The sequence below is a fragment of the Azonexus sp. genome (assembly GCF_041909095.1).
Taxonomy (GTDB): domain Bacteria; phylum Pseudomonadota; class Gammaproteobacteria; order Burkholderiales; family Rhodocyclaceae; genus Azonexus.
Window position 1 is genome coordinate 38,161 of the sequence record NZ_JAYREB010000002.1, and the last position, 22,838, is coordinate 60,998.

Annotated in this window: 20 protein-coding genes; 9 read left to right on the forward strand and 11 right to left on the reverse strand. The window is 67.1% G+C overall.

The genetic code is table 11. The features are described from left to right. Positions 1 to 5: 5 nt before the first annotated feature. The 4 genes from ACE3OV_RS06960 to ACE3OV_RS06975 all read right to left on the reverse strand — a co-directional run bounded on the left by ACE3OV_RS06960 (position 6) and on the right by ACE3OV_RS06975 (position 4,162). Positions 6 to 272: a biotin/lipoyl-containing protein gene (locus ACE3OV_RS06960; protein WP_374326265.1), complete on the reverse strand. Its 267-nt coding sequence runs from the start codon at positions 270 to 272 to the stop codon at positions 6 to 8. 11 nt (positions 273 to 283) lie between these two features. Continuing rightward, entirely contained in the window at positions 284 to 1,177 is an 894-nt protein-coding gene (locus ACE3OV_RS06965; RefSeq protein WP_374326266.1) for a patatin-like phospholipase family protein, read from the reverse strand. 120 nt (positions 1,178 to 1,297) lie between these two features. After that, complete coding sequence (parE, locus tag ACE3OV_RS06970) at positions 1,298 to 3,247, reverse strand: DNA topoisomerase IV subunit B (protein ID WP_374326267.1); 1,950 nt, start codon at positions 3,245 to 3,247, stop codon at positions 1,298 to 1,300. 87 nt (positions 3,248 to 3,334) lie between these two features. Next, positions 3,335 to 4,162: a hypothetical protein gene (locus ACE3OV_RS06975; protein ID WP_374326268.1), complete on the reverse strand. Its 828-nt coding sequence runs from the start codon at positions 4,160 to 4,162 to the stop codon at positions 3,335 to 3,337. A gap of 275 nt (positions 4,163 to 4,437) precedes the next feature. Here ACE3OV_RS06975 and ACE3OV_RS06980 point away from each other — a divergent pair, with 275 nt between their 5' ends. Then, positions 4,438 to 6,726, forward strand: coding sequence for an autotransporter domain-containing protein (locus ACE3OV_RS06980; RefSeq protein ID WP_374326269.1), 2,289 nt, complete (start codon positions 4,438 to 4,440; stop codon positions 6,724 to 6,726). Between the two features lie 279 nt (positions 6,727 to 7,005). Here ACE3OV_RS06980 and ACE3OV_RS06985 read toward each other — a convergent pair whose 3' ends face one another. Further along, positions 7,006 to 8,835, reverse strand: coding sequence for an ATP-binding protein (locus ACE3OV_RS06985; RefSeq protein WP_374326270.1), 1,830 nt, complete (start codon positions 8,833 to 8,835; stop codon positions 7,006 to 7,008). Between the two features lie 4 nt (positions 8,836 to 8,839). Then, complete coding sequence (locus tag ACE3OV_RS06990) at positions 8,840 to 10,048, reverse strand: hypothetical protein (protein WP_374326271.1); 1,209 nt, start codon at positions 10,046 to 10,048, stop codon at positions 8,840 to 8,842. Between the two features lie 15 nt (positions 10,049 to 10,063). On the opposite strand from ACE3OV_RS06990, the gene ACE3OV_RS06995 reads away from it, so the two are divergent. Both ACE3OV_RS06995 and nfsB read left to right on the forward strand, forming a co-directional pair. Further along, entirely contained in the window at positions 10,064 to 10,690 is a 627-nt protein-coding gene (locus tag ACE3OV_RS06995) for a LuxR C-terminal-related transcriptional regulator (protein WP_374326272.1), read from the forward strand. A gap of 61 nt (positions 10,691 to 10,751) precedes the next feature. Further along, positions 10,752 to 11,405, forward strand: coding sequence for an oxygen-insensitive NAD(P)H nitroreductase (gene nfsB, locus ACE3OV_RS07000; RefSeq protein ID WP_374326273.1), 654 nt, complete (start codon positions 10,752 to 10,754; stop codon positions 11,403 to 11,405). 3 nt (positions 11,406 to 11,408) lie between these two features. Here the strand turns inward: nfsB and ACE3OV_RS07005 are convergent, their stop codons facing one another. After that, positions 11,409 to 11,921 carry a GNAT family N-acetyltransferase gene (locus ACE3OV_RS07005; RefSeq protein ID WP_374326274.1) on the reverse strand — a complete coding sequence of 171 codons (513 nt, stop codon included), beginning with the start codon at positions 11,919 to 11,921 and terminating at the stop codon, positions 11,409 to 11,411. 86 nt (positions 11,922 to 12,007) lie between these two features. On the opposite strand from ACE3OV_RS07005, the gene ACE3OV_RS07010 reads away from it, so the two are divergent. Next, positions 12,008 to 13,045, forward strand: a complete 1,038-nt coding sequence (locus tag ACE3OV_RS07010) for a serine endopeptidase (protein WP_374326275.1) — start codon at positions 12,008 to 12,010, stop codon at positions 13,043 to 13,045. On the opposite strand, the gene chrA is transcribed toward ACE3OV_RS07010, so the two are convergent. Next, on the reverse strand, positions 13,042 to 14,223 hold the full coding sequence (chrA, locus tag ACE3OV_RS07015; protein WP_374326276.1) for a chromate efflux transporter: 1,182 nt from the start codon (positions 14,221 to 14,223) through the stop codon (positions 13,042 to 13,044). The two genes, ACE3OV_RS07010 and chrA, sit on opposite strands and share 4 nt — an antisense overlap. 118 nt (positions 14,224 to 14,341) lie before the next feature. Between chrA and ACE3OV_RS07020 the strand changes: the two genes are divergently transcribed. The 3 genes from ACE3OV_RS07020 to ACE3OV_RS07030 are packed head-to-tail and all read left to right on the forward strand — an operon-like array spanning position 14,342 to position 17,575. Continuing rightward, a complete protein-coding gene (locus ACE3OV_RS07020; RefSeq protein ID WP_374326277.1) occupies positions 14,342 to 16,222 on the forward strand; it encodes an AsmA family protein in 1,881 nt (626 codons plus the stop codon). Between the two features lie 43 nt (positions 16,223 to 16,265). Beyond that, the gene (locus tag ACE3OV_RS07025) at positions 16,266 to 16,694 is read left to right on the forward strand and encodes an acyl-CoA thioesterase (RefSeq protein ID WP_374326278.1); all 429 of its coding nucleotides are present in this window, start codon (positions 16,266 to 16,268) and stop codon (positions 16,692 to 16,694) included. Then, positions 16,691 to 17,575, forward strand: a complete 885-nt coding sequence (locus ACE3OV_RS07030; protein WP_374326279.1) for a radical SAM protein — start codon at positions 16,691 to 16,693, stop codon at positions 17,573 to 17,575. The genes ACE3OV_RS07025 and ACE3OV_RS07030 overlap by 4 nt, the downstream gene beginning before the upstream one ends. A gap of 1 nt (position 17,576) precedes the next feature. Here ACE3OV_RS07030 and ACE3OV_RS07035 read toward each other — a convergent pair whose 3' ends face one another. Then, positions 17,577 to 18,785: an MFS transporter gene (locus ACE3OV_RS07035; RefSeq protein WP_374326280.1), complete on the reverse strand. Its 1,209-nt coding sequence runs from the start codon at positions 18,783 to 18,785 to the stop codon at positions 17,577 to 17,579. Positions 18,786 to 18,874: 89 nt separating this feature from the next. On the opposite strand from ACE3OV_RS07035, the gene ACE3OV_RS07040 reads away from it, so the two are divergent. Next, complete coding sequence (locus ACE3OV_RS07040) at positions 18,875 to 19,684, forward strand: helix-turn-helix domain-containing protein (RefSeq protein WP_374326281.1); 810 nt, start codon at positions 18,875 to 18,877, stop codon at positions 19,682 to 19,684. A 1,129-nt stretch (positions 19,685 to 20,813) separates the two neighbouring features. Then, positions 20,814 to 21,509, forward strand: coding sequence for a UPF0149 family protein (locus ACE3OV_RS07045; protein WP_374326282.1), 696 nt, complete (start codon positions 20,814 to 20,816; stop codon positions 21,507 to 21,509). Between the two features lie 18 nt (positions 21,510 to 21,527). Here ACE3OV_RS07045 and ACE3OV_RS07050 read toward each other — a convergent pair whose 3' ends face one another. Both ACE3OV_RS07050 and ACE3OV_RS07055 read right to left on the reverse strand, forming a co-directional pair. Further along, complete coding sequence (locus ACE3OV_RS07050) at positions 21,528 to 21,710, reverse strand: hypothetical protein (protein ID WP_374326283.1); 183 nt, start codon at positions 21,708 to 21,710, stop codon at positions 21,528 to 21,530. 69 nt (positions 21,711 to 21,779) lie between these two features. Beyond that, a complete protein-coding gene (locus ACE3OV_RS07055; RefSeq protein WP_374326284.1) occupies positions 21,780 to 22,805 on the reverse strand; it encodes a cyclic nucleotide-binding domain-containing protein in 1,026 nt (341 codons plus the stop codon). Positions 22,806 to 22,838: the final 33 nt, after the last annotated feature.

Below are 22,838 nucleotides of genomic sequence, written 5' to 3' on the forward strand. Positions count from 1 at the left end.
GCCGCTTAATCGCTCTCCAGCGTGACCAGCGGCGCGCCTTCGGCGACGTGGTCGCCGGCACTGACATGGACTTCGACGACGCGGCCGGCGTAGGGCGTTGGTATGTCGAGCGCGACCTTGCCGGTTTCCAGGGTCAGGATGTTGTCGTCGCGCCGCATCAGCTCACCCGGCGCGACCAGCACTTCCAGGATGAAGACGTCGCCGCTGGCGCAGGAGCCGCAGCTTTGCCAGCACTCCGGGTATTTCGGCATGTGGACGGTGCGCAGGGTCATGGCGCTCCGCCTCAGCGCGCCAGCTTGCGGCGGATCGTCGGCAAGGCGGCGAGCGCCGCCTTTTCGCCCTCGATCATCGCCTCGTGGCGGGCGTTGAAATCCCAGGACTTGACGTAGGGCAGGCGCGGGCGGATCACCGCGTCGGCCTCGGCCAGTTCGGTCTTGCCGATGACGCTGCCCATGATCGTCGTCGTCTGCCAGAGGATGGCGCTCATGCTGTCGACCGGCTGGCCCTCGGCGACCGCCGAGATGTCGACGGCGATGACGAAATCGGCGCCCATTTCGCGCGCGGCGCGCACCGGCACCGGGCTGGTCAGCCCGCCGTCGACGTACTGGTGGCCGTTGATCGTCACCGGCTGGAAGACGCCGGGAACGGCCGCCGAGGCGCGCACCGCCATGCCGCTGTCGCCGGTCCGGAAAACGACGCGCTCGCCGCTGTTGAGGTCGGTGGCGACGGTGCCGAAGGGCAGCTTGAGCTTTTCCAGCGGGCGCCGCTTCAGGTTCTGGTTGACGAAGGATTGCAGCGCCTCGCCCTTGAGCAGACCGGGGCCGCGCAGCGTCCAGTCGGCGAACAGCGTCTCGTCGAGCTGGATCGCCAGCTTCTGCATGGCGAAGGCGTCGTAGCCACCGGCGTACATCGCGCCGACGACGGCACCGGCACTGGTGCCGACGACGAGGTCGGGGACGATGCCCTGCGATTCCAGCATCTTGATCACGCCGATATGGGCGAAGCCGCGCGCCGCACCGCCACCCAATGCGAGGCCGATCTTCGGTTTGTGGGCGGTCGGTGGTGGTGTCGGCGGCGCGGGCGGCGGGGCCGGCTGGGTGGTGACGCAGGCGCTGAGCAGGAGGGCACCGGCGACAAGCAGGCTGCGGCGCGAAAGTGAAGAAAGGGGCGTTGGCATGGTGGGGAGCATCATAACCGCTGGACATCCATGGCGAATTGACCATGCTGCGGCTTTGTTAGAGGGTTTTGTAACGCTGACGCCGGTGCTTGGCCAGGCATCAGCGATTGCCCCGGTGGCTTACACGTCGGTTTCCACCAGCCCGCCGTCCTTCTCCATCCACTGCCGGCGCCCCGAGGCTTCGCCCTTGCCCATCAGCAGGGTGAAAGTCTGGTGCATGCGGCGGATCGTCTCGCGCTCGGCCTGGAACGGTACCAGGCGGCGGGTGTCCGGGCAGAGGGTGGTTTCCCAGAGCTGGTCCGGGTTCATTTCGCCCAAGCCCTTGAAGCGCGAGACGGTGATCTTGTTTTCATTGATGCCTTCGTCGCGCAGCTTGCGCAGGGTCTGTTCCTTTTCCGCTTCGTCGAGGCAATAGACCTTGCGCGTGTGGCCCTTGGCTTCGACATCGACGCGAAACAGCGGCGGCTGTGCGACGTGGATGTGGCCGCGTTCGACCAGCGCCGGGAAGTGCTTGAGGAAGAGCGTGAACAGCAGCACCTGGATGTGCGAGCCGTCGACGTCGGCGTCGGACATGACGATGATGCGGCCGTAGCGCAGGCCGCTGAGATCGATGCTGTCGAGCTGCTCAATGCCGTGCGGATCGACGCCGACCGCCACGGAAATGTCGTGCACTTCGTTGTTCTTGAACAACTGGTCGCGCTCGACTTCCCAGGTGTTCAACACCTTGCCGCGCAGCGGCAGTACCGCCTGGGTTTCCTTGTCGCGGCCCTGCTTGGCCGAGCCGCCGGCGGAATCGCCCTCGACCAGGAAAATCTCGTTGCGCGAAATGTCGTCCGATTCGCAGTCGGTCAGCTTGCCGGGCAGGGTGGCGATGCCTGAGGACTTCTTCTTTTCCACCTTCTGCGTCGATTTCAGGCGGTTCTGGGCTGCTTTCACCGCCAGCTCGGCGATCTTCTTGCCATGGTCGGCGTGGTTGTTCAGCCACAGCTCGAACGGGTCGCGCACCATCTGCGACACCAGCTTGTAGGCGTCGCGCGAGGTCAGTTTCTCTTTCGTCTGGCCCTGGAACTGCGGGTCGAGCACCTTGGCCGAGAGGAGGAAGGTCATCCGGCCGCAGACGTCTTCCTGCGCCAGTTTCACTTTCGCCGGCAGGATCGCGTGGTGCTCGGCGAAGGCCTTGACCGCGTCGAAGACGCCGGCTTTCAGCCCGGCCTCATGGGTGCCGCCGTCGAGCGTCGGGATCAGGTTGACGTAGCTTTCCGGCTTGCCGCCGCCTTCCTCGAACCAGGCCAGCGCCCAGGTCGCGCCTTCGCCGACGGCGAAACCGTTTTCCACCTCGACATACTTTTCGCCGACGAAGATCGGCGCCACCGGCGTGCCGGCCATCATCTCGGCCAGGTAGTCGGCCATGCCGTTGCGGTAGCACCAGGTCTTGGTTTCCTGGCCGTCGACCGCCAGTTCGACGGTGACGTTGGGCATCAGCACCGCCTTCGAACGCAGCAGGTGTTCGAGCTGGCCGAGGTTGACCTTGGGCGAATCGAAATACTTCGGGTCCGGCGCGATGCGCACCGTGGTGCCGGTGGTGCGCGGGCCGACCTCGCCGATCTTCGCCAGCGGTTCGACGACGAAACCGTCGGCGAAGACGATCTTGTGCACGCCACCGCCGCGCTTGATCTCGACTTCCAGCCGGGTCGACAGCGCGTTGGTCACCGAGACGCCGACGCCGTGCAGGCCGCCGGAGAAACGGTAGGCGTTGCCGGCGTCCTTCTTGTTGAACTTGCCGCCCGCGTGCAGCTTGCAGAAGACCAGCTCGACCGCCGGCCGGCCTTCTTCCGGGTGAATCTCGACCGGGATGCCGCGCCCGTTGTCGGAAACTTCGATCACCCCGTCGGCGCCGACGCGCACCGCGATCTTCTTGGCAAACCCGGCCAGCGCCTCGTCGGCGGCGTTGTCGATGACTTCCTGGACGATGTGCGTCGGGCAGGTCGTCCTGGTGTACATGCCAGGACGTTCCTTGACGGGTTCGAGATCCTTGAGAACGCGGATCGAGGCGGCGGAGTAATCGGTCATCGGGCGGTTTCGGTGAGGCGCGGCGGTAACCGCGGGATGTTCAAAACCGCCCGATTCTAACGTCAGGCGTCGGGCGTCGCCAGTTGATCAGGCGATTTCCAGCTCGCCGATGTAGAGTTCGGCGGCATCGCCGAGCTTGTCTTCCACAGCATCGCGCAGGCGGGCGTAGTGCTTGGCGTTGAAAGTCATCTTCTGGGCGGCGGTCCACAATTGCACCGAGCGCTCGCCCCAGGAGAGGAACAGGAAGCGGCGGCGCTGGTCGTCGGCGGTGAAGTGGAAGGCGCCGAGTGCCATCGAGATGACGCCATCTTCTGACTTCTGCACGGCGCCGATCTGGAAGTTGCCGCTGCTTTCGGCGGTGGTGTGGAAGTCGAACAGGCGGATCGCGCCGTCTTCCTCGGCCAGCGCCTTGAGCGCGTCGAGCGACTGGTTGAGCACGGCGAGCTGGTTCTGCGTGGCGATGGCGGCGATCACGGCGAGCGCGGCCTGGTCCATGCGCAGTTCGCCCTCGGCCTGCTCGTACTTGCTGAAGGCGAACTGCTCGCTGGTCCAGCCGAGTTTTTCCAGGGTTTCGATGTACTTGCCGTACCAGGCCTCGGTGTCCTTGAAGCGGTCGAACAGGGCGCTGGCGCTGCGCGAGGCCAGTTGCACCGAGTACAGCGCATCTTCGCGTTCCTGCGGGGTGACGCCGACGACGAAAGAAAGCAGGGCGTTGGCGTCGACGGCCGGGGGCGGCTTGGGCTGGCGGCGTTCCATCAGGTTCATGCCGAATTCGAGGAGCGAGGCCTGGTCGCTGGCCTCGTCCAGCGGCGCGGTGCTTGCTCGCGACTCGAATCCCGCTTCTTCCGCTGGCGACAGCGGCAGCAATTCGGTGGCGAGGGCGAGTTCCTGAACGTAGTTTTCTGCTGTCGACACGCTGATCTCCAGTTATGCGAAATGACAAATCTGGAGTATGCCGAAGTGCTAGCTATTTGTCGTGCCGTGAGCATTTACAAGAGCGCATGGATTTCCCGGGGAAGGGCAGGGAGATCGCGCGTTTTGCCGATCTCGGCAGCGGCTCGGCCAGCCCGGCGCGACGCTTGCCGGGGCCAGGAAATGCGGGCCTCCCCCCCGTTTGCGGGGTAGTGGCCAGGGCGGCTTCTGAAGATACTTGCCAGGGTTTACAACAATTTACATTTCAGGGGTTGGCAATGACATTTACGCCGAAACGTCTGGTCGCCGCGCTGTTCTCCTGCGGGCTGGTCAGTTTGCTGCACGGACCGGCCATGGCTGGTGTCGACGGGCTGGATTACAACCTGCCGACCAATGTCGGCAGCGCAGTGATGGGCTTGTCCGGCGACGGAAATGTCGCAGTCGGAGTGGTCCGTCTCGATGCCTTCAATTACCGCGCCTACAAGTTTTCGCCGGGCAGCAGCACGCAGCTCGACGGTCCGGCCGGCTACGAGCAGGTGGTCGCCCAGGCGGCGTCGACCGACGGCTCGGTGGTTGCCGGCTGGGCGCTGCCCAGCTACAACAGTGCGAGCGCGCGGGCGCTGGTCTGGAACGGCGCCACCATGACCCAGTTGCCGGACCTGGCGAGCGGGCCGGGTACCGTCGCCAGCCAGGCCTGGGCGATTGCCGGCGACGGCCGCAAGGTGGCGGGCTTTAGCTATGTCAACGGCGGCTACCACGCCGCGCGCTGGCTCGACGGCGGCGCCGGCTGGTCGGTCCAGGATCTCAATGGCGGCGCCTTTACCAGCAGTTTCGGCCGCGGCATCGATGCCAGCGGCGACACGGTCGTCGGCTACGGCAGCACGATGGTTCTCGGCTACCAGGGCAATAATATCGTCCATATCAGCGGTCTGGTCGAAGAGGCCTTCGTCTGGACGCCGGGTGGTGGCATGCAGGGCCTGGGCGTGCTCGCTTCCGACAACGATCCGGTGGTCGGCACGATGACCCCGAGCAGCCGTGCCTACGCGGTGTCGGCCGACGGCAGCACGGTGGTCGGCATATCGCGTGGGGTCGGCGCTGGCGATATCCCCGAAGCTTTCCGCTGGACCAGCGCTGGCGGCATGGTCGGCCTCGGCATCCTGAACGGCGGCACCTACAGCATCGCCAACGGCGTCAATGCTGACGGCAGCGTCATCGTCGGCAGTGCCGACCAGCCGACGCCGCTGATTCCCAGCATCCGCGGCGCCTACGCCTTCCGCTGGACGGCCGCTGGCGGCCTGCAGACGGTCAGCGACTGGCTTACCGCCAACGGCGTCGCCGTCGGCAGCAACACCTTCAGCGACGCGGTGGCGGTCGATGCCAGCGGCAATGCCGTCATCGGCAAGGGGCAGATCGATGGCCGGACCCAAAGCTATCTGGCGCGGGTGAGTGGCGGCAGCACGGGCGGCGGCAACACCGGTGGCGGTAACACGGGAGGAGGCAACACGGGAGGAGGCAATACGGGAGGAGGCAATACGGGAGGAGGCAATACAGGAGGAGGCAATACAGGAGGCGGGAACACCGGAGGCGGTAATACGGGCGGTGGTAACACCGGTGGCGGTACCGGCGTCATCGGCCTGACCGACTTCAACCGTTCGTTGGTGTTGTGGCAGCAGGCGTTGAACGCCATCTCGCAGCGCTTCGGGCTCAACCTGTGGGGCGCGCACCACCGGACGCTGATGGATTCAGGCGTTGCCGGCGAGCGTGGCCTTGGTCTCTGGGCGACCGGCGACTACGCCCACGAGCGGGACGGCGACGGTCGCCAGGTGCTCGGCGAGTTCGGCGTCTATCACGATCTGTCGCCGAACCTGCGCTGGGGCGTCGGCGTCGGCCGCAATGACTATCGGCAGGATCAGGCCTTCACCGGCCGCAGCAAGGCCGATGGCAGTTATCTGGTGCTCGAGGGGGATTACGCGCCGGGCGCCAGCCGCGACTGGGTGTTCAGCCTGACCGGGCTGTACGGCCGGATGGATACGAATCTGCGCCGCGGCTACCTGAATGCCGGCGTCGCCGATGCGTCGACCGGCACGCCGGACGCGACGAGCTGGGCGCTGCGCCTGCGCGTCGATCGCTACGATGCGTGGCGGAGCGGCGCGGTTTCCTGGAGCCCGTTCGTTGCCTATACCCACGTCAGCAGCAAGCTCGACCGCTATACCGAAACCGGCGGCGGTTTCCCGGTTGCCTACGGCAGCCAGCAGCGGCGCAGCGACGAGTTGCGCGGCGGCCTGGTCGGTCGCCTGGCGCTGGGCGCCAATACCGACCTGCGGGCGAGCGGCGAACTGGTCGTCGCGCGCAACCGCAGCGGCAGCAGCAGCGGCCAGTTGCTGGGGGTCGGCGGCTTTGCCTTCAACACCGGCAGTTCGCGCGATACCGAGACCTGGGGCCGGCTCGGGCTGGAAATCGACCACCGGCTGACGCGTAGCGCGGCGCTGGCGACTTCGGTCAATGTCGCGTCGGACGGCAACGATCCGCAGTGGTCGGGCAGCGTCGGGGTGCGCGTCGCTTTCTAGGGCGTGTTCACAGTAACCTGCGGGACGGCGTTTGCCGTGGCGGGATGGGCGCCAAGGCGCGAGGCGATGGGAATGGTTGTTCCATTCCCGAGCCGAGTAACGCCGGCGACCGCCCGCCACGGCAAACCCGAAGGGCAAGGGGTTGGCGGGGCGCATTGCCGCGTTGCCGCTCGCTTGTGCAGATCACTGCACGGCGCGACCGGCGCCTTGCACTGCCTCCCCGCCAACCCCTTGCGCCGCCCGCTGCTTACTGTGAACACGCCCTAAACGCGCTGAGGTTCAATTGACGGGGGCAGCGAGCGGGACGCGCAAGGCGATCCGGCAGCCGCCCCCGTCGCCATTGCGGTGTTGCAGTTCGCCGCCCAGGCGCTGGGTACGCGCCTGCATGTTGCGGATGCCGCGGCCGCGCGGCCGTTGCTCGTTGGCGAGGCCGCGGCCGTCGTCGGCGATGCTGAGCAGCAGCGTCGCCTCGCCGGCTTCGAGGCGGATGCGCACGGTCGTTGCGCCGGCATGGCGGATGACGTTGGAGATCGCCTCGCGCAGGATGCGGCCGATGTTCAGCGCCTGCGGCTGGCTCAGCGCCTCGGCGGCGCCGTCGCTCTGCCAGTCGAGGCGGAGGCCGGCCTCGCTCAGACGCTGCTCGCATTCCGAGCGCCAGTCGGCGGTCAGTTCGTCGAGCGCGTAGCTGGCGGCGCCGGTGCGCGAGACGACGTCGCGCAGGTCGCGCAGCGCCGAACGGGCGAGGTCGGCGTCTTCCGGACGGTGGGCGCGATGCACCAGGGAGAGCAGCTTGGCGCCGACGTCGTCGTGCAGGTCGCGGAAGATGCGCTCGCGCTCTTCGGTCACCGCCCTTTCGGTTTCCAGTTCGCGCATCCGCGCGTAACTCTCCTGCAACTGCAGGTGCTTGTCCTGGACGCGGCGGTCCAGTTCGTCGGCCAGCGCCTCGTATTCGTTGAGGGCGCTGACGTAGCGCCCGGTCATGATGAGGCCGAGGGCGAGGAAGACGAGCGGCGCGCTGTAGTGCAACAGGAAGACGTCGGTCAGCGGCCAGGCGGTGCGCCCCTGCCAGATGTGCTGGCTGTGGATCAGCCAGTCGTGCAGGCCGAACAGGACGACCAGCCCCATCGCGCCGACCAGGAAGCGGGCGTCGCGGTTGCCGCCGCGCCAGGCGGTGTGCAGCAGCAGGCCGAGGGTGGCCAGCGCGGCGAGCAAGGTGTAGAAGTGCCAGCCGGCGGTCAGCGGCAGATACCAGGCGGCGGGCGCCAGCCACAGGCTGAGCGGTGCGGCGACGATGCCGAACCACAGGGCGCCGACCAGCCGGCGCTGTTGCAGGCCGATGAAGCGCAGCAGCGAGATGAGCAGGAAGCCGGAGAAGATCTGGAAGCCGGAGTTGCTCAGGATTTCCCAGTGCGCGGTGTCGAAAGGGACTTCGCGCAGGTAGAGGTTGGTCGCCTGCAGGGACCAGACCACGGCCGACAGCCCGAAGTAGCCGTAGGCGGTATCGCGGCGCCGGCGCAGCCAGAGGTTGAGGGTGAGCACGCCGATGGCGGCGATCAGCAGGCCGGCCGTCTGGTTGAGCGTGACGTTGAGGAAGAGGGCGCGTTCGTAGGCCGGGCGCAGCAGGTTTTCCGGGCCGAGTTGCAGCGGATGCAGCGCCGCCTGCGTGTAGGCGTGGCCGAGCAGCCGGACATGCAGCACGTTGTCGCCGGGGCGCAGCAGTTCGCCGGGTACCGGGAAGAAGAGCGGACGGTTCCAGTTGCGGGCGATCGGTTCGCTGAAGCTGCCGCCGTCGCCGATCGCTTCGCCGTTGAGGAAGACGGCGGCGTTCATCACCAGCTTCGGCAGATAGACCGCCTGCAGGCCGGGGTCGGGGCGGTCGATGCGCAAGCGCAGCCGGTACCAGCCGTTGCCGGCAACGCCGGGCCGCGACAGGCGCCACTGGTCGGGCAGCGTCACCGTCTGCCAGGGGGCGCTGTCGGGCGGCGGCGTCGCGCTGTCGGCAAGGACGAAGTCGGCCTGGGTGAAATCCAGGAGCGGCGCCTCGCCGGCGCGGACGGCGCCGGTCAGCCAGACGAACAGCAGCAGGAGGAGCAGGAAGCGGCGCGGCACGGGCTCAGAAGGAGGTGCTCAGCCGCAGGTAGACGTCGCGGACGGCGACGAAATTCTGGCCGCGCACGGCGTCCTGGACTTCCAGCTTGACCACCAGCGGCATTGGCAGGCGGCCGCCTTGCCAGGCTTCGATGCCGCTCCAGCTGAGCGCCAGCCGCATCTGGTCGGCGCGGGTGTCGGTGTGTGCCGAGAGGGCGCTGGTGTCGGCGCCGGACGGCGAGCGGTAGCGGTCGGGTTTTTCCTGATAGCGGTGCCAGGTCGCCGACAGCCGCCAGTTGCCGAAACGCTTGCCGATTTCGACGTCCGATTCCCAGTAGTCGCCGAGGTTGCGGCGCAGGCGTTCGACGCTGGCGGTGGTCAGCGGGTTGCCGGGGCGGGCGCGGACGTGGTCGGGCAACTGCACCTGGTATTCGGCGAGCAGGTGGAGGTCGAAACACCGGCCGAGGTCGCGGAAGTACTCGAAGCGGCTGCGCAGGTCGGTGCTGCCGTCGCCGGGCGGGATGTCGAAGAGGTCGTTGGGGTCGTCGTCGCGGGCGATGCCGAAGCGCACGCCGAAGCCGAGGATGGCGCTGTCCACCGGGCTCTTGTGGAAACGCCAGAGGACGCCGACGGTCGGGTCGGCAAAGCCGGCGACGCTGACCGTGCGCGGCGTCCGGTAGCCGAGGCCGGCCAGTACCGCCTGCATGCCGGCGTTGCCGATGCCGCCATCGACGCCGAAGCGGACGTGGGTCGTCGTTCGTGTGTAGGGGACGATGATGCCGACCGTCAGGTCGTCGCTGACGCCGTAGCCGAGCAGCAGTTCGGTGTATTCGGTGACGGCGCGGGTGTCGAGGCGCAGGGTGCCGCTCAAGCCGGGGTTGAGGCGGGCGAGGTCGAGGCCGTTGTAGTCGCGGTCGAGGTCGACGCGCCGGCCGCGGTTGTCGAAGCGATGGTCGTAGCCGTTGCGCAGGACGGTCAGGCGGGCCGCCCAGTGGCCGCCCGGGGCCATGCCGTCGAGACCGAAACCGGCAGCGGTCGGGATCGGCTCGGCGCCGGCCGCGCCGGACAGGCCGGCGAGCAGGGCAGCGAAACAGGACAGGATCGAAAAGCGCGTCATCACCGGCACCAACGGAAAAGCGTAAAAGAGACGGATTCTCCCGCGTCCGCCAGCCGCCGCCACCCCCGCGTTCATGGGGGCGCGGGCGCCGCCGGCGAGGTTATCATTGCCCGTCACCTCCCGGAAATCCCGATGCGTACCGGTTTCATCCTCGAAGACGTGCCCGAATCCCAGGACTGGCTGCGCCAGGCCCTGGCCGAAAGCTTTCCCGGCATCGCCATCGACGTTGCCGAGACGCTGAGCGAGGCGCGCCAGCAGTTGCGCGGCGGGCCGGCGCCGGACATCGCGCTGATCGACCTCGGCCTGCCCGATGGTTCCGGGATCGAGATCATCGACCTGATCCAGCAGACTTCGCCGGCGACGCTGTGCGTCGTCGCCAGCATCTACGACGACGATGGCCACGTCTTCCCGGCCTTGCGCGCCGGCGCCCGCGGTTACCTGCTGAAAGACCAGCCGGTGTCGGCCATCGTCGTCGCGCTGCGCGGCATCGCCGCTGGCGAGCCGCCGCTGTCGCCGGCCATCGCCCGGCGCATGCTGGCCTTCTTCAACCGGCCGGTGACGCCGCCGGTGGCCCTGACCGCGCGCGAGACCGAAGTCCTGCGGCTGATCGCCAAGGGCATCACGCAGGCCGAGACGGCGCGCCTGCTGGCGATTTCGCAGCACACCGTGGCCGGCTACGTGAAGGACCTCTACCGCAAGCTCAACGTTTCGTCGCGCGCCGAGGCAGCGGTGCTGGCGCGCGACATGGGCCTGATCTGAAGCGGCGAACTTCCTGCTAAGCTCGCTGACCAAGTCGCGTCCCACAACAGGAGAACCCTTCATGAACGTTGCCGAAATCGCCACCAGCCGCCGCACCTGCAAGGCCTTCGATCCGAGCCGCAAGATCGATCCCGCCGCCATCGAACAGTTGAAGACGCTGCTGCGCTTCGCCCCGTCGTCGGTCAATTCGCAGCCCTGGCACTTCATTGTCGCCAGCACCGCCGAAGGCAAGGAGAAGATCGCCGCGACGCTGGCCGGGCGCTTCGAGTACAACGCGCCGAAGGTGCGCAACGCCTCGCACGTGGTCGTCCTCTGCGTCCGCCGCGATCTCGACGACGCCCACCTGCAGGCGCTGGTCGATCAGGAAGATGCCGACGGCCGCTTTGCCACCCCGGAAGCCAGGGATACCCAGCACAATGCGCGCAGCTTCTACACCAACCTGCACCGCGACCAGTTGAACGACCTGCCGCGATGGACGGAAAAGCAGATTTACATCGCGCTCGGCGCGCTGCTCTTCGGCGCCGCCGCGCTCGGCGTTGACGCCTGTCCGATGGAAGGTATCGACGCGGCGGCGATCGATGCCGCGCTCGGCCTGGAAGCCCAGGGGCTGCGCTGCGTCGTGCTGACCGCGCTGGGTTACAGCAGCGCCGACGATTTCAACGCCAGGCTGCCGAAGTCGCGCCTGCCGGCGGCGACGGTGATCAGCGAGATCTGAGGCTCAGTCGAGCTGGCGCGTCATGTAGCGCGCCGGCCCGGGATAGCTGGCGAGCGCCGCCTGCGCGGCCGGCGCCAGCGTTGCCGGTGCGCTGAAACCCTGGCCTTGCCAGAAGGCGTAGGCGTCCTGCACGCAGACCAGCGCGGCGTGCCGCCAGCCGTGCTGGCGGGCGGCGGCCAGCGCGCCAGCGACCAGGCGCGCGCCGAGGCCGCGCCCGGCGGCGGCCGGCGCCACCGCGAGGTCGTGCAGGTAGAGGCAATCGGCGTCGGCGGCGAGCGCGAAAGCGCCGCCCAGCGGCGTCACTTTGCCCAGATGCGACGGGTAGGTGGCGAGATAAGCGCCGACCTTGCCCGCCACTTCGCCGACCCAGACGAAATCGGCGGCGGCGGCCAGGCGCCCGGCCCAGGTGGCGCCGTCCTCGTTCATCGACGGCAGGTAGCACTGGCGCTGCACGGCGAGGATGGCGGGAAGATCGGCGGCTTGCGCGGGGCGCAGGTGAAAGAGGGTTTCCTGCATGGCGGCGATTTTAGGCGGCGGCCGGGCGAAGTCAATTCCCGGTCATGCGCGTATCATCGACCCGTCGCCACCTGCGGAGAAAGAGGATGAGCAAGGCATTGCGCTGGTCGGAACGCTGGTTCCGCTTTGGATTGTGGCTGGTTGCGCTGGCTTTCGGCAGCTTCCTGATCGGGCTCGGCGGCAACATCGTCGAGAACCTGCCGCGCGTCGAAACGGCGCTGACCCTGGAGAATTTTCTCGACCCGGCAGCCGCCGGCAAATTGCGCGCCGAGATCGACACCGCCCAACAGGCGCGCCAGGCAGCGCAGGACGCGCTCGACCAGGCCGAACTGAAACTGAACGTCGCCCGTGCCGACGCCGCCACCGCCCGCGACACCTTCGCTAACTGGCTGGCCACCCGGCGCGCCACCGAGCGCCCCGAGCAGGATCGCGAACTGATCGCCCGCACCGCCCAGCTCGATGCCCTGAAGGCCGCCGAGCGCAAGGCGCTGGCCGCGGTGCAGGCGCAGCAGCAGGTGCTGCTCGACCAGCAACAGGCAGAAGCGCGCGCCCAGTCGGCACTGGGCGAACTGCGCGCGGCCGCCGCCGAACGCTACCACGATGAAATGCGCAGTCAGGAACTGCGAGTCTTCGGCTATCGCCTGGCACTGACCCTGCCGCTGCTCGGCGTCGCCGGCTGGCTCTTCGCCAAGCAACGCAAGAGCACCTGGTGGCCGTTCGTCTGGGGCTTCATCTACTTCGCGCTGTTCGCCTTCTTCGTCGAACTGGTGCCCTACATCCCGAGCTACGGTGGCTGGATCCGCTACAGCGTCGGCATCGTCCTCACCGTGCTGGTCGGCCGCTACGCGATCCTGGCGCTCAATCGTTACCTCGAACGACAGAAGCAGGCCGAGGCGTTGCCCGACGTCGAGCGGCGCAAGGAGCTGTCCTACGACGTCGCGCTGGCGCGGCTGGGCAAGAAGGTCTGCCCGGGCTGCGAGCGCAGCGTCGATCTGAGCAACACGGCGATCGACTACTGCCCGCACTGCGGCATCTGCCTGTTCGACCACTGCACCGCCTGCAACGAGCGCAAGAGCGCTTTTGCGCGCTTCTGCCACGCTTGCGGTGCGGCGGCGAAAAGCTAGAGCAGCAGCGCCCCGCCCAGCGCGCAGCCAGCGACGACGCGCCACGGTGGCTGTTTGCCCCAGGTCAGCGCGGCCAGCGCGATGGCGGCCAGCGCCAGTTCCCGCGGGCCGTGGATGGTGCCGGTCCATAGCGGATCATAAAGGGCGGCGAGCAGGATGCCGACCACCGCCGCGTTGATCCCGGCCAGCGCCGCCCGGGCGCGGGCGTTGGTGCGCAGCGCGTCCCAGAGGGGCAGGGTGCCGGCGACCACCAGGAAGGCCGGGGCGAAGATCGCCAGCAGCGCCAGCAGGCCGCCGGCCCAGCCGTTCGGCGTGGCGCTGCCGGCGGCGCCGAGGAAGGCGGCGAAGGTGAACAGCGGACCGGGCACCGCCTGGGCGATGCCGTAACCGGCCAGGAAGGTCTCCTGGTCGATCCGGCCGAACTCGCTCATGGCTGTCTGCAGCAAGGGCAGGACGACATGGCCACCACCGAAGACCAGCGCGCCGGCGCGATAGAAGGCATCGACCAGGGCCAGCGTCGGCGCGGCGAAGGTCGTGGCCAGCCAGGGCAGGCCGAGCAGGCCGGCGGCGAAAAGCGCCAGCCAGAGCATTGCAGCGCGCCGGCCGATGCCGGCGGCGAGCCGCTCCGGACGGGCGACCGGGACGGAGGTGCCGAGCGCCAGGCCGCCCAGCGCGCCGCCGCCGATCACCGCCAGTTGCCCGGCGGCGCCCGGCCAGGCCAGCAGCAGTGCGGCGCCGAGCAGGGCAAGCAGGCGTCGCGGCCAGTCCGGGCAGAGGCTGCGGCCCATGCCCCAGACCGCCTGGGCGACGACCGCCACGGCGACGATCTTGAGGGCGGCGAGCAGGCCGTGTGGCAGGCGTTCGCCGAATTCGGCCAGGCCCAGCGCGAAGACGATGAGCAGCAGTGCCGACGGCAGCGTGAAGCCGCACCAGGCAGCGAGCGCGCCGCGGTAGCCGGCGCGCTGCAGGCCGAGCGCCAGCCCGACCTGGCTGCTTGCCGGGCCGGGCAGGAACTGGCACAGCGCGACCAGGTCGGCGTAGGCAGCATCGCTCAGCCAGCGGCGACGGTGTACGAACTCGTCGCGGAAGTAGGCGAGATGGGCGACCGGCCCGCCGAAGGCGGTCAGGCCGAGGCGCAGGAAGGCGACGAAGATTTCTCGGGTTGGGCTGAGCGACATGGCGGAAGTTTAGCGCTGCCGAATGACGCGACGGCGACCGCCTTACATTTCCGAACAGCCAGTGACGGCAGCTTTTGTTAGGCTGTCGCCTGTCGGATTTTCAGGGAGTGCTGTGAACATGTCAGTCCTGCGCAAACTTGCCCTGGCGCTCGCCGCGCTGATCGCCCTGCTCGGGCTCGCCGCCGGCGTCGCTTACGCGCTGTTCGATGCGGCGGCGATCAAGCGTCACCTGGTCGAACAGGTGGCGCTCAAGTCCGGTCGCACGCTGAATATCGCCGGCGACGTGAGCCTGTCCTTGTGGCCGGAGGTGGCGGTCAGCGCCGGCCAGGTCAGCCTCTCCGAAGCTGACGGCAAGACCGAGTTCGCGGCGCTTGAATCGTTGCGCGTCGCCGTCGCGGTGATGCCGCTGCTGGCCGGCAAGGTCGAGGCGCGGGAAATCGGCATCGACGGCCTGGCGCTGACCCTGGTCAAGCGGCGCGACGGCAAGCTCAACATCGACGACCTGACGGCTGGCGAAGCCGCAGCAAAGCCCGCGGCCCAGGAAGAAAAGACCGCGGCCGACGGTGGCCAGCCGTTGCAGCTCGACATCGCCGGCCTGGCGCTGCGCGACGCGCGCTTCACCTGGCGCGACGAAATGGCGGGCAAGACCACCCAGCTATCGGCGCTCGATTTTTCCACCGGCCGCGTCCAGGCCGACAGCGCTGCCGGCAGCCTCGCCATCGACCAGCTCAAGCTGGCGGCGCGTGGCAGCAGCGGCGACGATCGTTTCGAAGCGAACATCGAACTGCCCGCCATCAAGTTCGCCGAGCAGCGCCTGGCCACGCCATTCGCCGGCAAGCTCGCGCTGAGCAGCCCGGCCATGCCGATGGGTAGCGTCAAGCTGCCGCTGTCCGGCAAGCTGGCGCTCGACCTCGGCAAGTCGACCGCCGATCTCACGCTCGACACCCAGCTCGACGCCTCGAACATCGCGCTGAAGCTGGCGGTCGAACGCCTGTCGCCGCTCTTCTTCAATTTCGACCTCGACATCGACCAACTGGACGTCGATCACTACCTGCCGCCGGCCAAGCCCGGCGCGGCCGGCGGTGATGCTGGCGCGAGCGGCAAGGCGGAGAAGCCGGCGGCGAAGATCGACCTGAGTGCGCTTGAGGCGCTCAATTTCCGCGGCAAGCTGGCCATCGGCCAGTTGCAGGCGAAGGGCCTGAAACTCTCGGCGCTGACAGCGCGCCTGGCTGCCGCCGATGGCCGCTTCGACGTCTCGTCGATGCAGGCGAAACTGTACGGTGGCAGCCTCGACGGCGCGCTCGGCGTCAATGCCCGGGGCAATGTGTTCACCGTGCGCCAGAACCTGTCCGGTATCGACATCCGCCCGCTGCTTGCCGATCTGATCCAGAAGGAACCGCTGGAAGGCCGCGGCACGGTGACGCTCAACGTCAATACCCGTGGCGCCACGGTCGACGCGCTGAAGCGCGGGCTGGCCGGGCAAGCTTCGCTGGCACTGAAGGATGGCGCCATCCGCGGCGTCAACCTGGCCAAGCAGTTGCGTGATGCGAAGGCGCTGCTGCGCGGCGGCAAGAGCGCAGCAAGCGCCCCCGACGCCGCCGAGAAGACCGATTTCTCGGAACTGATCGCCACCTTCCGGATCGCCAACGGCGTCGCCCACAACGACGACCTGGCGATGAAATCGCCCTTCCTGCGCCTGGCAGGCGCCGGCGACATCGATATCGGCAACAGCCAGATCGACTACCTGGCGAAAGTCAGCGTCGTCGAAACCTCAAAGGGGCAGGAAGGCAAGGAGCGCGACGAATTGCGCGGGATCACCGTGCCGGTCCGCCTGCGCGGGCCTTTCGACAATCTTTCCTATTCGCTGGAGGCCGGCGAACTGCTCAAGGATGCGGCGAAAGCCAAACTCGACGAGAAGAAGAACGAGCTGAAGGAAAAGGCCGGCAAGAAGCTGGAAGAAAAACTCGGCGACAAGCTCAAGGGCCTGTTCGGCAAATGAGCCGCCGGCCTAGAATGCCGCCTTTATCCGCCGGATTGACGCCATGCCCCGCATCAAGATCGCCCTGCCCGAGAAGTTCGTCTTCAGCACCGAGATCCCGATCTACATCCAGCACATCAACTACGGCCACCATCTCGACAACGCCGCGCTGCTGATGCTGGTCGCCGAGGCGCGGGTGCGCTTCTTCAAGCATTTCGGCTGGAGCGAACTCGATGTCGGCGGGCCCGGCATCGTCGTCGCCGACGTCGCCGCCCAGTACCGTTCCGAAGCCTTCCACGGCGAGACGCTGGTGATCGCCTTCGCCGCCGCCGATTTCCACGATTACGGCTGCGATCTGGTCTGGCAACTGAAGGAGCAGGCGAGCGGCCGCGAAGTGGCGCGCGGCAAGCACGGCATCGTCTTCTTCGACTACGCGACGCGCAGCAAGGTCAAGGTGCCGGCGGTCTTCGCCGCAAGGATGGCCGGCGCATGATCCCGATCCGCTACGTCGAGCCGGTGTTCCGGCCGCCGTCGGAAGCCGAATCGCTGATCCTGCCGCTGACCGACGGCTGTTCGTGGAACCAGTGCACCTTCTGCGAGATGTACACCGCGCCGCAGAAGAAATTCCGCGCCCGCGACGAGGCCGAGGTGCTGGACAGCATCCGCGCCACCGGCGAGCGCTACGCCGGGCACATCCGCCGCGTCTTCCTGGCCGACGGCGACGCGCTGGTTCTGCCGACCCGCCGTCTGCTCACCGTGCTCGAGGCGATTCGCACCCACCTGCCGGCGGTGCGGCGAATTTCCAGCTACTGCCTGCCGCGCAACCTGAAGAAGAAAAGCCAGCAGGAGATCGATGAACTCGCCGCCGCCGGGTTGAGCATGGTCTACGTCGGTGCCGAATCGGGCGACGACGCGGTGCTCGCCGCCGTCAGCAAGGGCGAGACCTTCGACTCCACCGTCGACGCGCTGAACAAGCTCGGCGCCGCCGGCATCAGCCGTTCGGTGATGATCCTTAACGGTCTCGGCGGGCGCGAACTGTCGCGCCAGCATGCGGAAAACTCGGCGCGCCTGGCCAATGCCAGCCAGCCGGAATACCTGGCGACGCTGGTGGTCAGCTTTCCCAAGGGCGAACAGCGCCTGCGCGCCGGTTTCCCCGGCTGGGAGCCGCTGACCCAGCCGGAGCTGTTCGCCGAGATGGAGACCTTCCTGAGCGGGCTGGAACTCAAACGCACCGTCTTCCGTTCCGACCACGCGTCGAACTGGCTGGTCCTCAAGGGCACGCTCGGCGCCGATAAGGAACGCCTGCTCGCCCAGGTGCGCCAGGCCATCGCCGGTGAGGCGCCGCTGCGCCCGGCCTGGGCTCGCGGCCTGTAACTCAGCCGGCCTTGCCGACGCGCAGCGCGGTGAAGATGGCCAACGCCTGGAAGATGGCGATGCCGAACAGCACGCCGCTGAAATTGCCGCCGTCCATCAGCCGCCCGAAGATCAGCGGCGCCGTCGCCAGGCCGAGGTCGAGCCCGGAATAGACGAAGCCGTAGATGCGCCCGAACGCCGCCTGGCCGAAGCGGGCGGTGGCGGCGCGGCGTACCAGCAGGTCGCGCGAAGGGCCGGCGACGCCGGTGCAGAAACCGATCGCCCCCATCAGCGGCAGGATGCTCCAGGCCGGCGGCAGGCCGCTGGCGAGCAGCAGGGCGAACAGCGCGGCGACGCCGAGGGCGCCGGCAATCAGCCCGTCGTGCGCGTTTTTCTGCGCCAGGAAACCGCCGAGGACGATGCCGGCGGCGCCACCGAGCAGGTAGGTGGATAGCGCCGTCGCCGCGCTGCCCAGGCTGAAGGCGTAGAGCGCCTGCAGGATCGGCGTCGCGAAGTTCTGGATGGCGCCAAAGGCGGCGGTGATCAGGAAGAAGAACAGGAAGCACAGCCAGACCGCCGGCACGCGCAGGAAAGCGAGCGGCGGCACGGCTTCGCTGCCCGCCTTGGCGGCGTGTTCGGCGAGCGGATTGGCGATCGCCTGGCGGCGCCAGCTCAACACGCCGAGGGCGACGACGGCGACGACACTGGCGCCAAGCGCCGCTTCGCGCCAGCCGGCGACGGCAGCGATGCCGGTCATGAACACCGGCGCCGCCGCCCAGCCGAGGTTGCCGGACAGGCCATGCACCGAGAAGGCATGACCGAGGCGCGGCTGCGAGACGCGTCGGTTGAGCACCGTGAAATCGGCCGGATGGAAGACGCTGTTGCCCAGCCCGGCGAAGGCGGCGGCGCCGATCAGCCAGGGCAGGCCGCTGGCGAAGTGGAGGACGACGCCAGCCAGCACGAAGCAACTGATGCCGGCGAACAGCACGCGGAAGGCGCCGAAACGGTCGACGAAGAAACCGGCGGCGGCCTGGCCGATCCCGGAAATCACGAAGAAGACCGTCATCGTCACGCCGACGGCGGTGAAGTTGAGGCCGAAATCGGCCATCAGCCACGGAAACAGCGGCGGCAGCAGGAGGTGGAAGAAATGCGAAACGCCGTGCACGAAGCCGATCAGCGTGATCGTCTCGATGTCGCTGGCGGCCGGGCGGGGCAGGGTATCGGTAGTCATGTCGGGGGCAGGGAAATCTATTGTTGTGGCAAGCAGTTTAACGGGCTGCCTATTGACGCGAACGCGATAGTCCGACAAAAATTATCGCAATGCTGACAACCCTGCCTTTCGATCCCTGTCCGCGTCGCGCGCCGACCGCCGCCGAACCGCTCACCGTCAACCTGCGCCGCCTGCCGGCCGACGTCCATGTGCCGGCGCACAGCCACGATTGGGCGCAACTCGCTTTTCCGCTGCGCGGCGCGCTGCGCATCGCCGCCGCCGGCATGGCCTGGCTGGTGCCGGCCTTCCGCGCGGTGTGGATTCCGCCGCACATCGAGCACGAAGTGGTGATGCTTGGTCAGGTCGAACTGCGCACCGTCTACATCGCCACTGAAGCCGCGCCGCTGCCGCTCGACGCCTGTTCGGTGGTCGAAGTCTCCGACCTGATGCGGGCCTTGATCGAGGCGCTGAGCGCGCTCGGCGAAGGCGAAACGGCGCGCCGCCAGCAGATAATCCAGCTCTTGCTCAGCGAAATTGGCGTCGCCCCGCCGCTCTCGCTCGGCCTGCCGCTGCCCCGCGACCGTCGCCTGCAGGCGCTGTGCGGCGCGCTCTTCGACGACCCCGCCGACAATCGCCCGCTCGCCGACTGGGCGGCCCGCGTTGGCGCCAGCGAACGCACCCTGGCGCGTCTCTTCGCCGACGAACTGAAGATGAGCTTCGGCGCCTGGCGCCAGCAGCTACGCCTGGCCCGTGCCCTTGACCTGATCGGTCGTGGCCGCCCCAGCGGCGAAGTCGCCACCGAACTTGGCTACGCCAGCCCGGCCGCCTTCTCGGCGATGTTCAAACGCGCCTTCGGCGTCCCGCCGGGGCGGTTCATGCAGAGTCGGGGGATGCAGCAGGCAGAGAATTTGATCGCTTGATCCCTGGGGGCGCCGATATGTTCACGCAAATGCGATGACGAACGGATCTTGATATTTCGTTGGGTATTCGGCAGGATGTTTGCATAAGAACATCTTGGCCCTTTGGCCCCTTTTTCTTCATGAAATATTTGACCGTTGCGTTGGCTTTTTGCGTAATTTCCTTGTCTGTCAGTGCATCAATTGCCGGAGACCCGGTGCTGCACCCCTTGTACGGAAAGTGGGGGTGGGTTTATGCAAGGAATAACTGCCAGGAGATATACCACTTTCGTGGCGACAACACTTCGGCGATAACTAGCGCCGAAGAAGTTGCCGAAAGCCGTTTCACCGTCAGCGAGAAACCCGATGCGAATGGGTTTTATCGGATGACCGATGTGGTAACTCAAACTAACGGTCTCACCGGCTGCGATGGTACTCCCGGTGGGACGCCAGTAGGGGATACGGTAACCTTGTACCTTCTGTTCAACTCGTCCAGGAGCGAAATGCTCATGTGCCAGGAGCCGTCCCTGAAAGCTTGCATGGGGCCCCTTCACCGGCTTTCGGAGTAGATGTCTGCATTACAGCCAAGGCGCGAACTCGCCAGTCATGGCTTCGTCCCTCCAACTCTTGTCTCAATAGATACATGCGCGTTACGCCTTTTCTTCTCACACTGTTCTTGGTTTCCGGTTGTGCTAGCCAGGCACCGGATTACGATCCAAATGCGCGGGAATCTGTCGGGCGGATTGTTTTAAAGACAGCAGTTGGGGAACGAGTTCAAGCAAGGGCGGATTCCCCGAACATGGGGCCGGCATTGGCAGGCGGATTGGGTGGGTTGGGGTTGGTCATTGGTGCCGTTCTGCAAAAAAAGACAACTTTGCCTGTTTTTGAATACCGAATAAGTCTTGAAGATGGGCGGGAGGTCGTTGCGACCTCGGACTACTCCGGGGATTACGTCGGTAAGTGTGTGAAGGTTTTCGAGTCGTCTCAACCGACCTACCCGAGGTTCGTGTCTTCTGATCAATGCTCGGTTCGTTCCACACCATAAGATCATTTGGGTTTGGGATGCATACTGCTAGGTATCATCTGCGCCGCGCATGGTTTCCGGGCGAGCGGCAATCTGGGCTATGATTCAACCATTCCCGAGGAACTGCAGATGAACCCGAATCCATTGACCGAAGCCGATCTCGACCGGCTTGAAGAATTGCTCGAGGCAGAAGTTTTCGGCGACGAGGCGATGCGCCTCGACGAAGCGCAGGCGCTGATCTGCGCCGTTGTCAGTTGCCCGCAGCCAATCCCGCCGGGCGAGTGGCTGTCCGAGGTGCTGGGGGCCGGCATCGAGAAGGGCGACGATCCGCTGGTTGGCGAAACCGTCGAGCTCTTGATGCGTCTGAACAACACCATCGCCGCCTCGCTATTGGCCGATGAAATGGTTTCGCCGCTGCTTTACCCGGTCGATGAAGGTTCCGAAGAATACGATTTTGCGGCCTGGGCCGATGCCTACATCTACGGCGCGGGGCTGGGCGGCGACTGGTACGAACTCGCCGGCAAGCATGCCGACGATCTCGACGAACTGCTCGAGCCGCTGTTCGTGCTCAACGGCATGCTCAAGGAAGATGCCGAGAAGAACGGCGAGCGTTGGTTCCCGCCGGCCGAGGAAGCACGGTTGATTGCCGACATCCAGGAAAACCTGCCGGTGATCGTCCAGACCCTGTACAACTTCTGGCGCGCCAAGCGTGGCGGCGGCACGGTGCAGCGCGAGGAACCGAAGACCGGCCGCAACGATCCCTGCCCCTGCGGCAGTGGCAAGAAATTCAAGCAGTGCTGCGGCAGTCCGGAAAAGCTGAACTGATCCGCCGGCTACGGCCGCTTAGCGGCCGTAGCGCTGTTTCTGCTCGAAGGCGATGGCGCGCTTCAGGTATTTGCTGAAGCTCTGCATCGCTTCCGGGTGGTTGCTGTAACCCTTTTCCTGAACTTCGGCATCGACCAGGGCGTCGAGTGCCGGCGGAAAGGAGACGGCGGGGTAGGTGGTGCGGCGTTTGGCGGATTTCATGGCGGTTTTGCGGCAAAAGCCGCGCACTTTACCCGAGTTTTGCGTTTTTTTCGGGGGTTTTTCCCGATCTCAGGCCGGACCATCGAGGGCATCCAGTCCGCCGCTCAGCACCCGCGCATCGAATCCGCGCTGCGTGAGCAGGAAGGCGGCGGCGCTGCTGCGGCGTCCGCTCTGGCAAAACAGGATGCAGGGGACGCGGCGGTCCAGGCTGTCGGCTTTCAGACGCAGCAAGTAGAGAGGGATGTTACTGCTGCCCTTCAGGCTGCCGGCGGCGAACTCTGCTTCCAGGCGAACGTCGATCAGGCGGGCGCCCTGCTTGATCAGGCGGGCGCCTTCGAGCAGCGTCACCTGGCGGACCAGCGGCGCGCGCAGCAGTGCGTCGAAATCGGCTGCCGGCAAGCGCATCAACTGGCCGGCGCTGGTCATCGTCACCGTCGCGTTGCGCGGTTCGCCGGAGAGCAGGGCTTCTTCGCCAAAGCCCTGACCGGCATCGAGCGTGGCCAGCACGATTTCCCGCTGATCGTCCAGGCGGCGGGTGACACGGGCGCTGCCGGAACGGATCAGGTAGTAGTCGTTACCGGGCTCGCCCTGGCGAACGACGATCTTGCCGGCGGCAACTGGAAGCGCTTCGAAGCGGCCGAACAGGCGGTGCAGATTACCCGGCGGCACCTTGCTGAAAGCGGGATTCCTGAGCACGTCGAACATCCATTGCGGATCGTCGCCTTCGAACTCGGTGACTTCGTAGGCGGTGGCCTGGTCGCGGGTCAGCAGGTGGTCGAGGTCGTCGTCGCCGAAGATCACCAGCTGCGCACGGGACACTGCCCGACAGCTGAAGGCGCGCGGCTTCTGCCGGGCCAGCGGGTGGCGCGCGGCGGGCGTGCCGGCGGCCAGGCGGGTCGGCGTCGAGCCGTCCTCGCGGTCGAGGGCGACTTCGCCGGACAGCAGATAGTAGCTGTGCGCATCGGCGCTTTTCTGCGCGAAGACGAGTTGCCCCGGCTCGGCGACGAAGGAGCGGGCCAGCGCGCAAGCCTGGGTCAGGGCGGCGCTGGAGAGGTCCGAGAGAGGAATCAGGTGGGCGAGATGTTGCGCGTTCATGATGGGTGTTCCGGCATGGCAGATCCGGGACGC

Bases quoted from the DNA above. Each gene is read 5' to 3' on its own strand.
- ACE3OV_RS06960 (WP_374326265.1), bottom strand. From the start codon at position 272: ATGACCCTGCGCACCGTCCACATGCCGAAATACCCGGAGTGCTGGCAA.
- ACE3OV_RS06965 (WP_374326266.1), bottom strand. From the start codon at position 1,177: ATGCCAACGCCCCTTTCTTCACTTTCGCGCCGCAGCCTGCTTGTCGCC.
- parE (WP_374326267.1), bottom strand. From the start codon at position 3,247: ATGACCGATTACTCCGCCGCCTCGATCCGCGTTCTCAAGGATCTCGAA.
- ACE3OV_RS06980 (WP_374326269.1), top strand. From the start codon at position 4,438: ATGACATTTACGCCGAAACGTCTGGTCGCCGCGCTGTTCTCCTGCGGG.
- ACE3OV_RS06995 (WP_374326272.1), top strand. From the start codon at position 10,064: ATGCGTACCGGTTTCATCCTCGAAGACGTGCCCGAATCCCAGGACTGG.
- nfsB (WP_374326273.1), top strand. From the start codon at position 10,752: ATGAACGTTGCCGAAATCGCCACCAGCCGCCGCACCTGCAAGGCCTTC.
- ACE3OV_RS07005 (WP_374326274.1), bottom strand. From the start codon at position 11,921: ATGCAGGAAACCCTCTTTCACCTGCGCCCCGCGCAAGCCGCCGATCTT.
- ACE3OV_RS07010 (WP_374326275.1), top strand. From the start codon at position 12,008: ATGAGCAAGGCATTGCGCTGGTCGGAACGCTGGTTCCGCTTTGGATTG.
- chrA (WP_374326276.1), bottom strand. From the start codon at position 14,223: ATGTCGCTCAGCCCAACCCGAGAAATCTTCGTCGCCTTCCTGCGCCTC.
- ACE3OV_RS07020 (WP_374326277.1), top strand. From the start codon at position 14,342: ATGTCAGTCCTGCGCAAACTTGCCCTGGCGCTCGCCGCGCTGATCGCC.
- ACE3OV_RS07025 (WP_374326278.1), top strand. From the start codon at position 16,266: ATGCCCCGCATCAAGATCGCCCTGCCCGAGAAGTTCGTCTTCAGCACC.
- ACE3OV_RS07030 (WP_374326279.1), top strand. From the start codon at position 16,691: ATGATCCCGATCCGCTACGTCGAGCCGGTGTTCCGGCCGCCGTCGGAA.
- ACE3OV_RS07035 (WP_374326280.1), bottom strand. From the start codon at position 18,785: ATGACTACCGATACCCTGCCCCGCCCGGCCGCCAGCGACATCGAGACG.
- ACE3OV_RS07040 (WP_374326281.1), top strand. From the start codon at position 18,875: ATGCTGACAACCCTGCCTTTCGATCCCTGTCCGCGTCGCGCGCCGACC.
- ACE3OV_RS07045 (WP_374326282.1), top strand. From the start codon at position 20,814: ATGAACCCGAATCCATTGACCGAAGCCGATCTCGACCGGCTTGAAGAA.
- ACE3OV_RS07050 (WP_374326283.1), bottom strand. From the start codon at position 21,710: ATGAAATCCGCCAAACGCCGCACCACCTACCCCGCCGTCTCCTTTCCG.
- ACE3OV_RS07055 (WP_374326284.1), bottom strand. From the start codon at position 22,805: ATGAACGCGCAACATCTCGCCCACCTGATTCCTCTCTCGGACCTCTCC.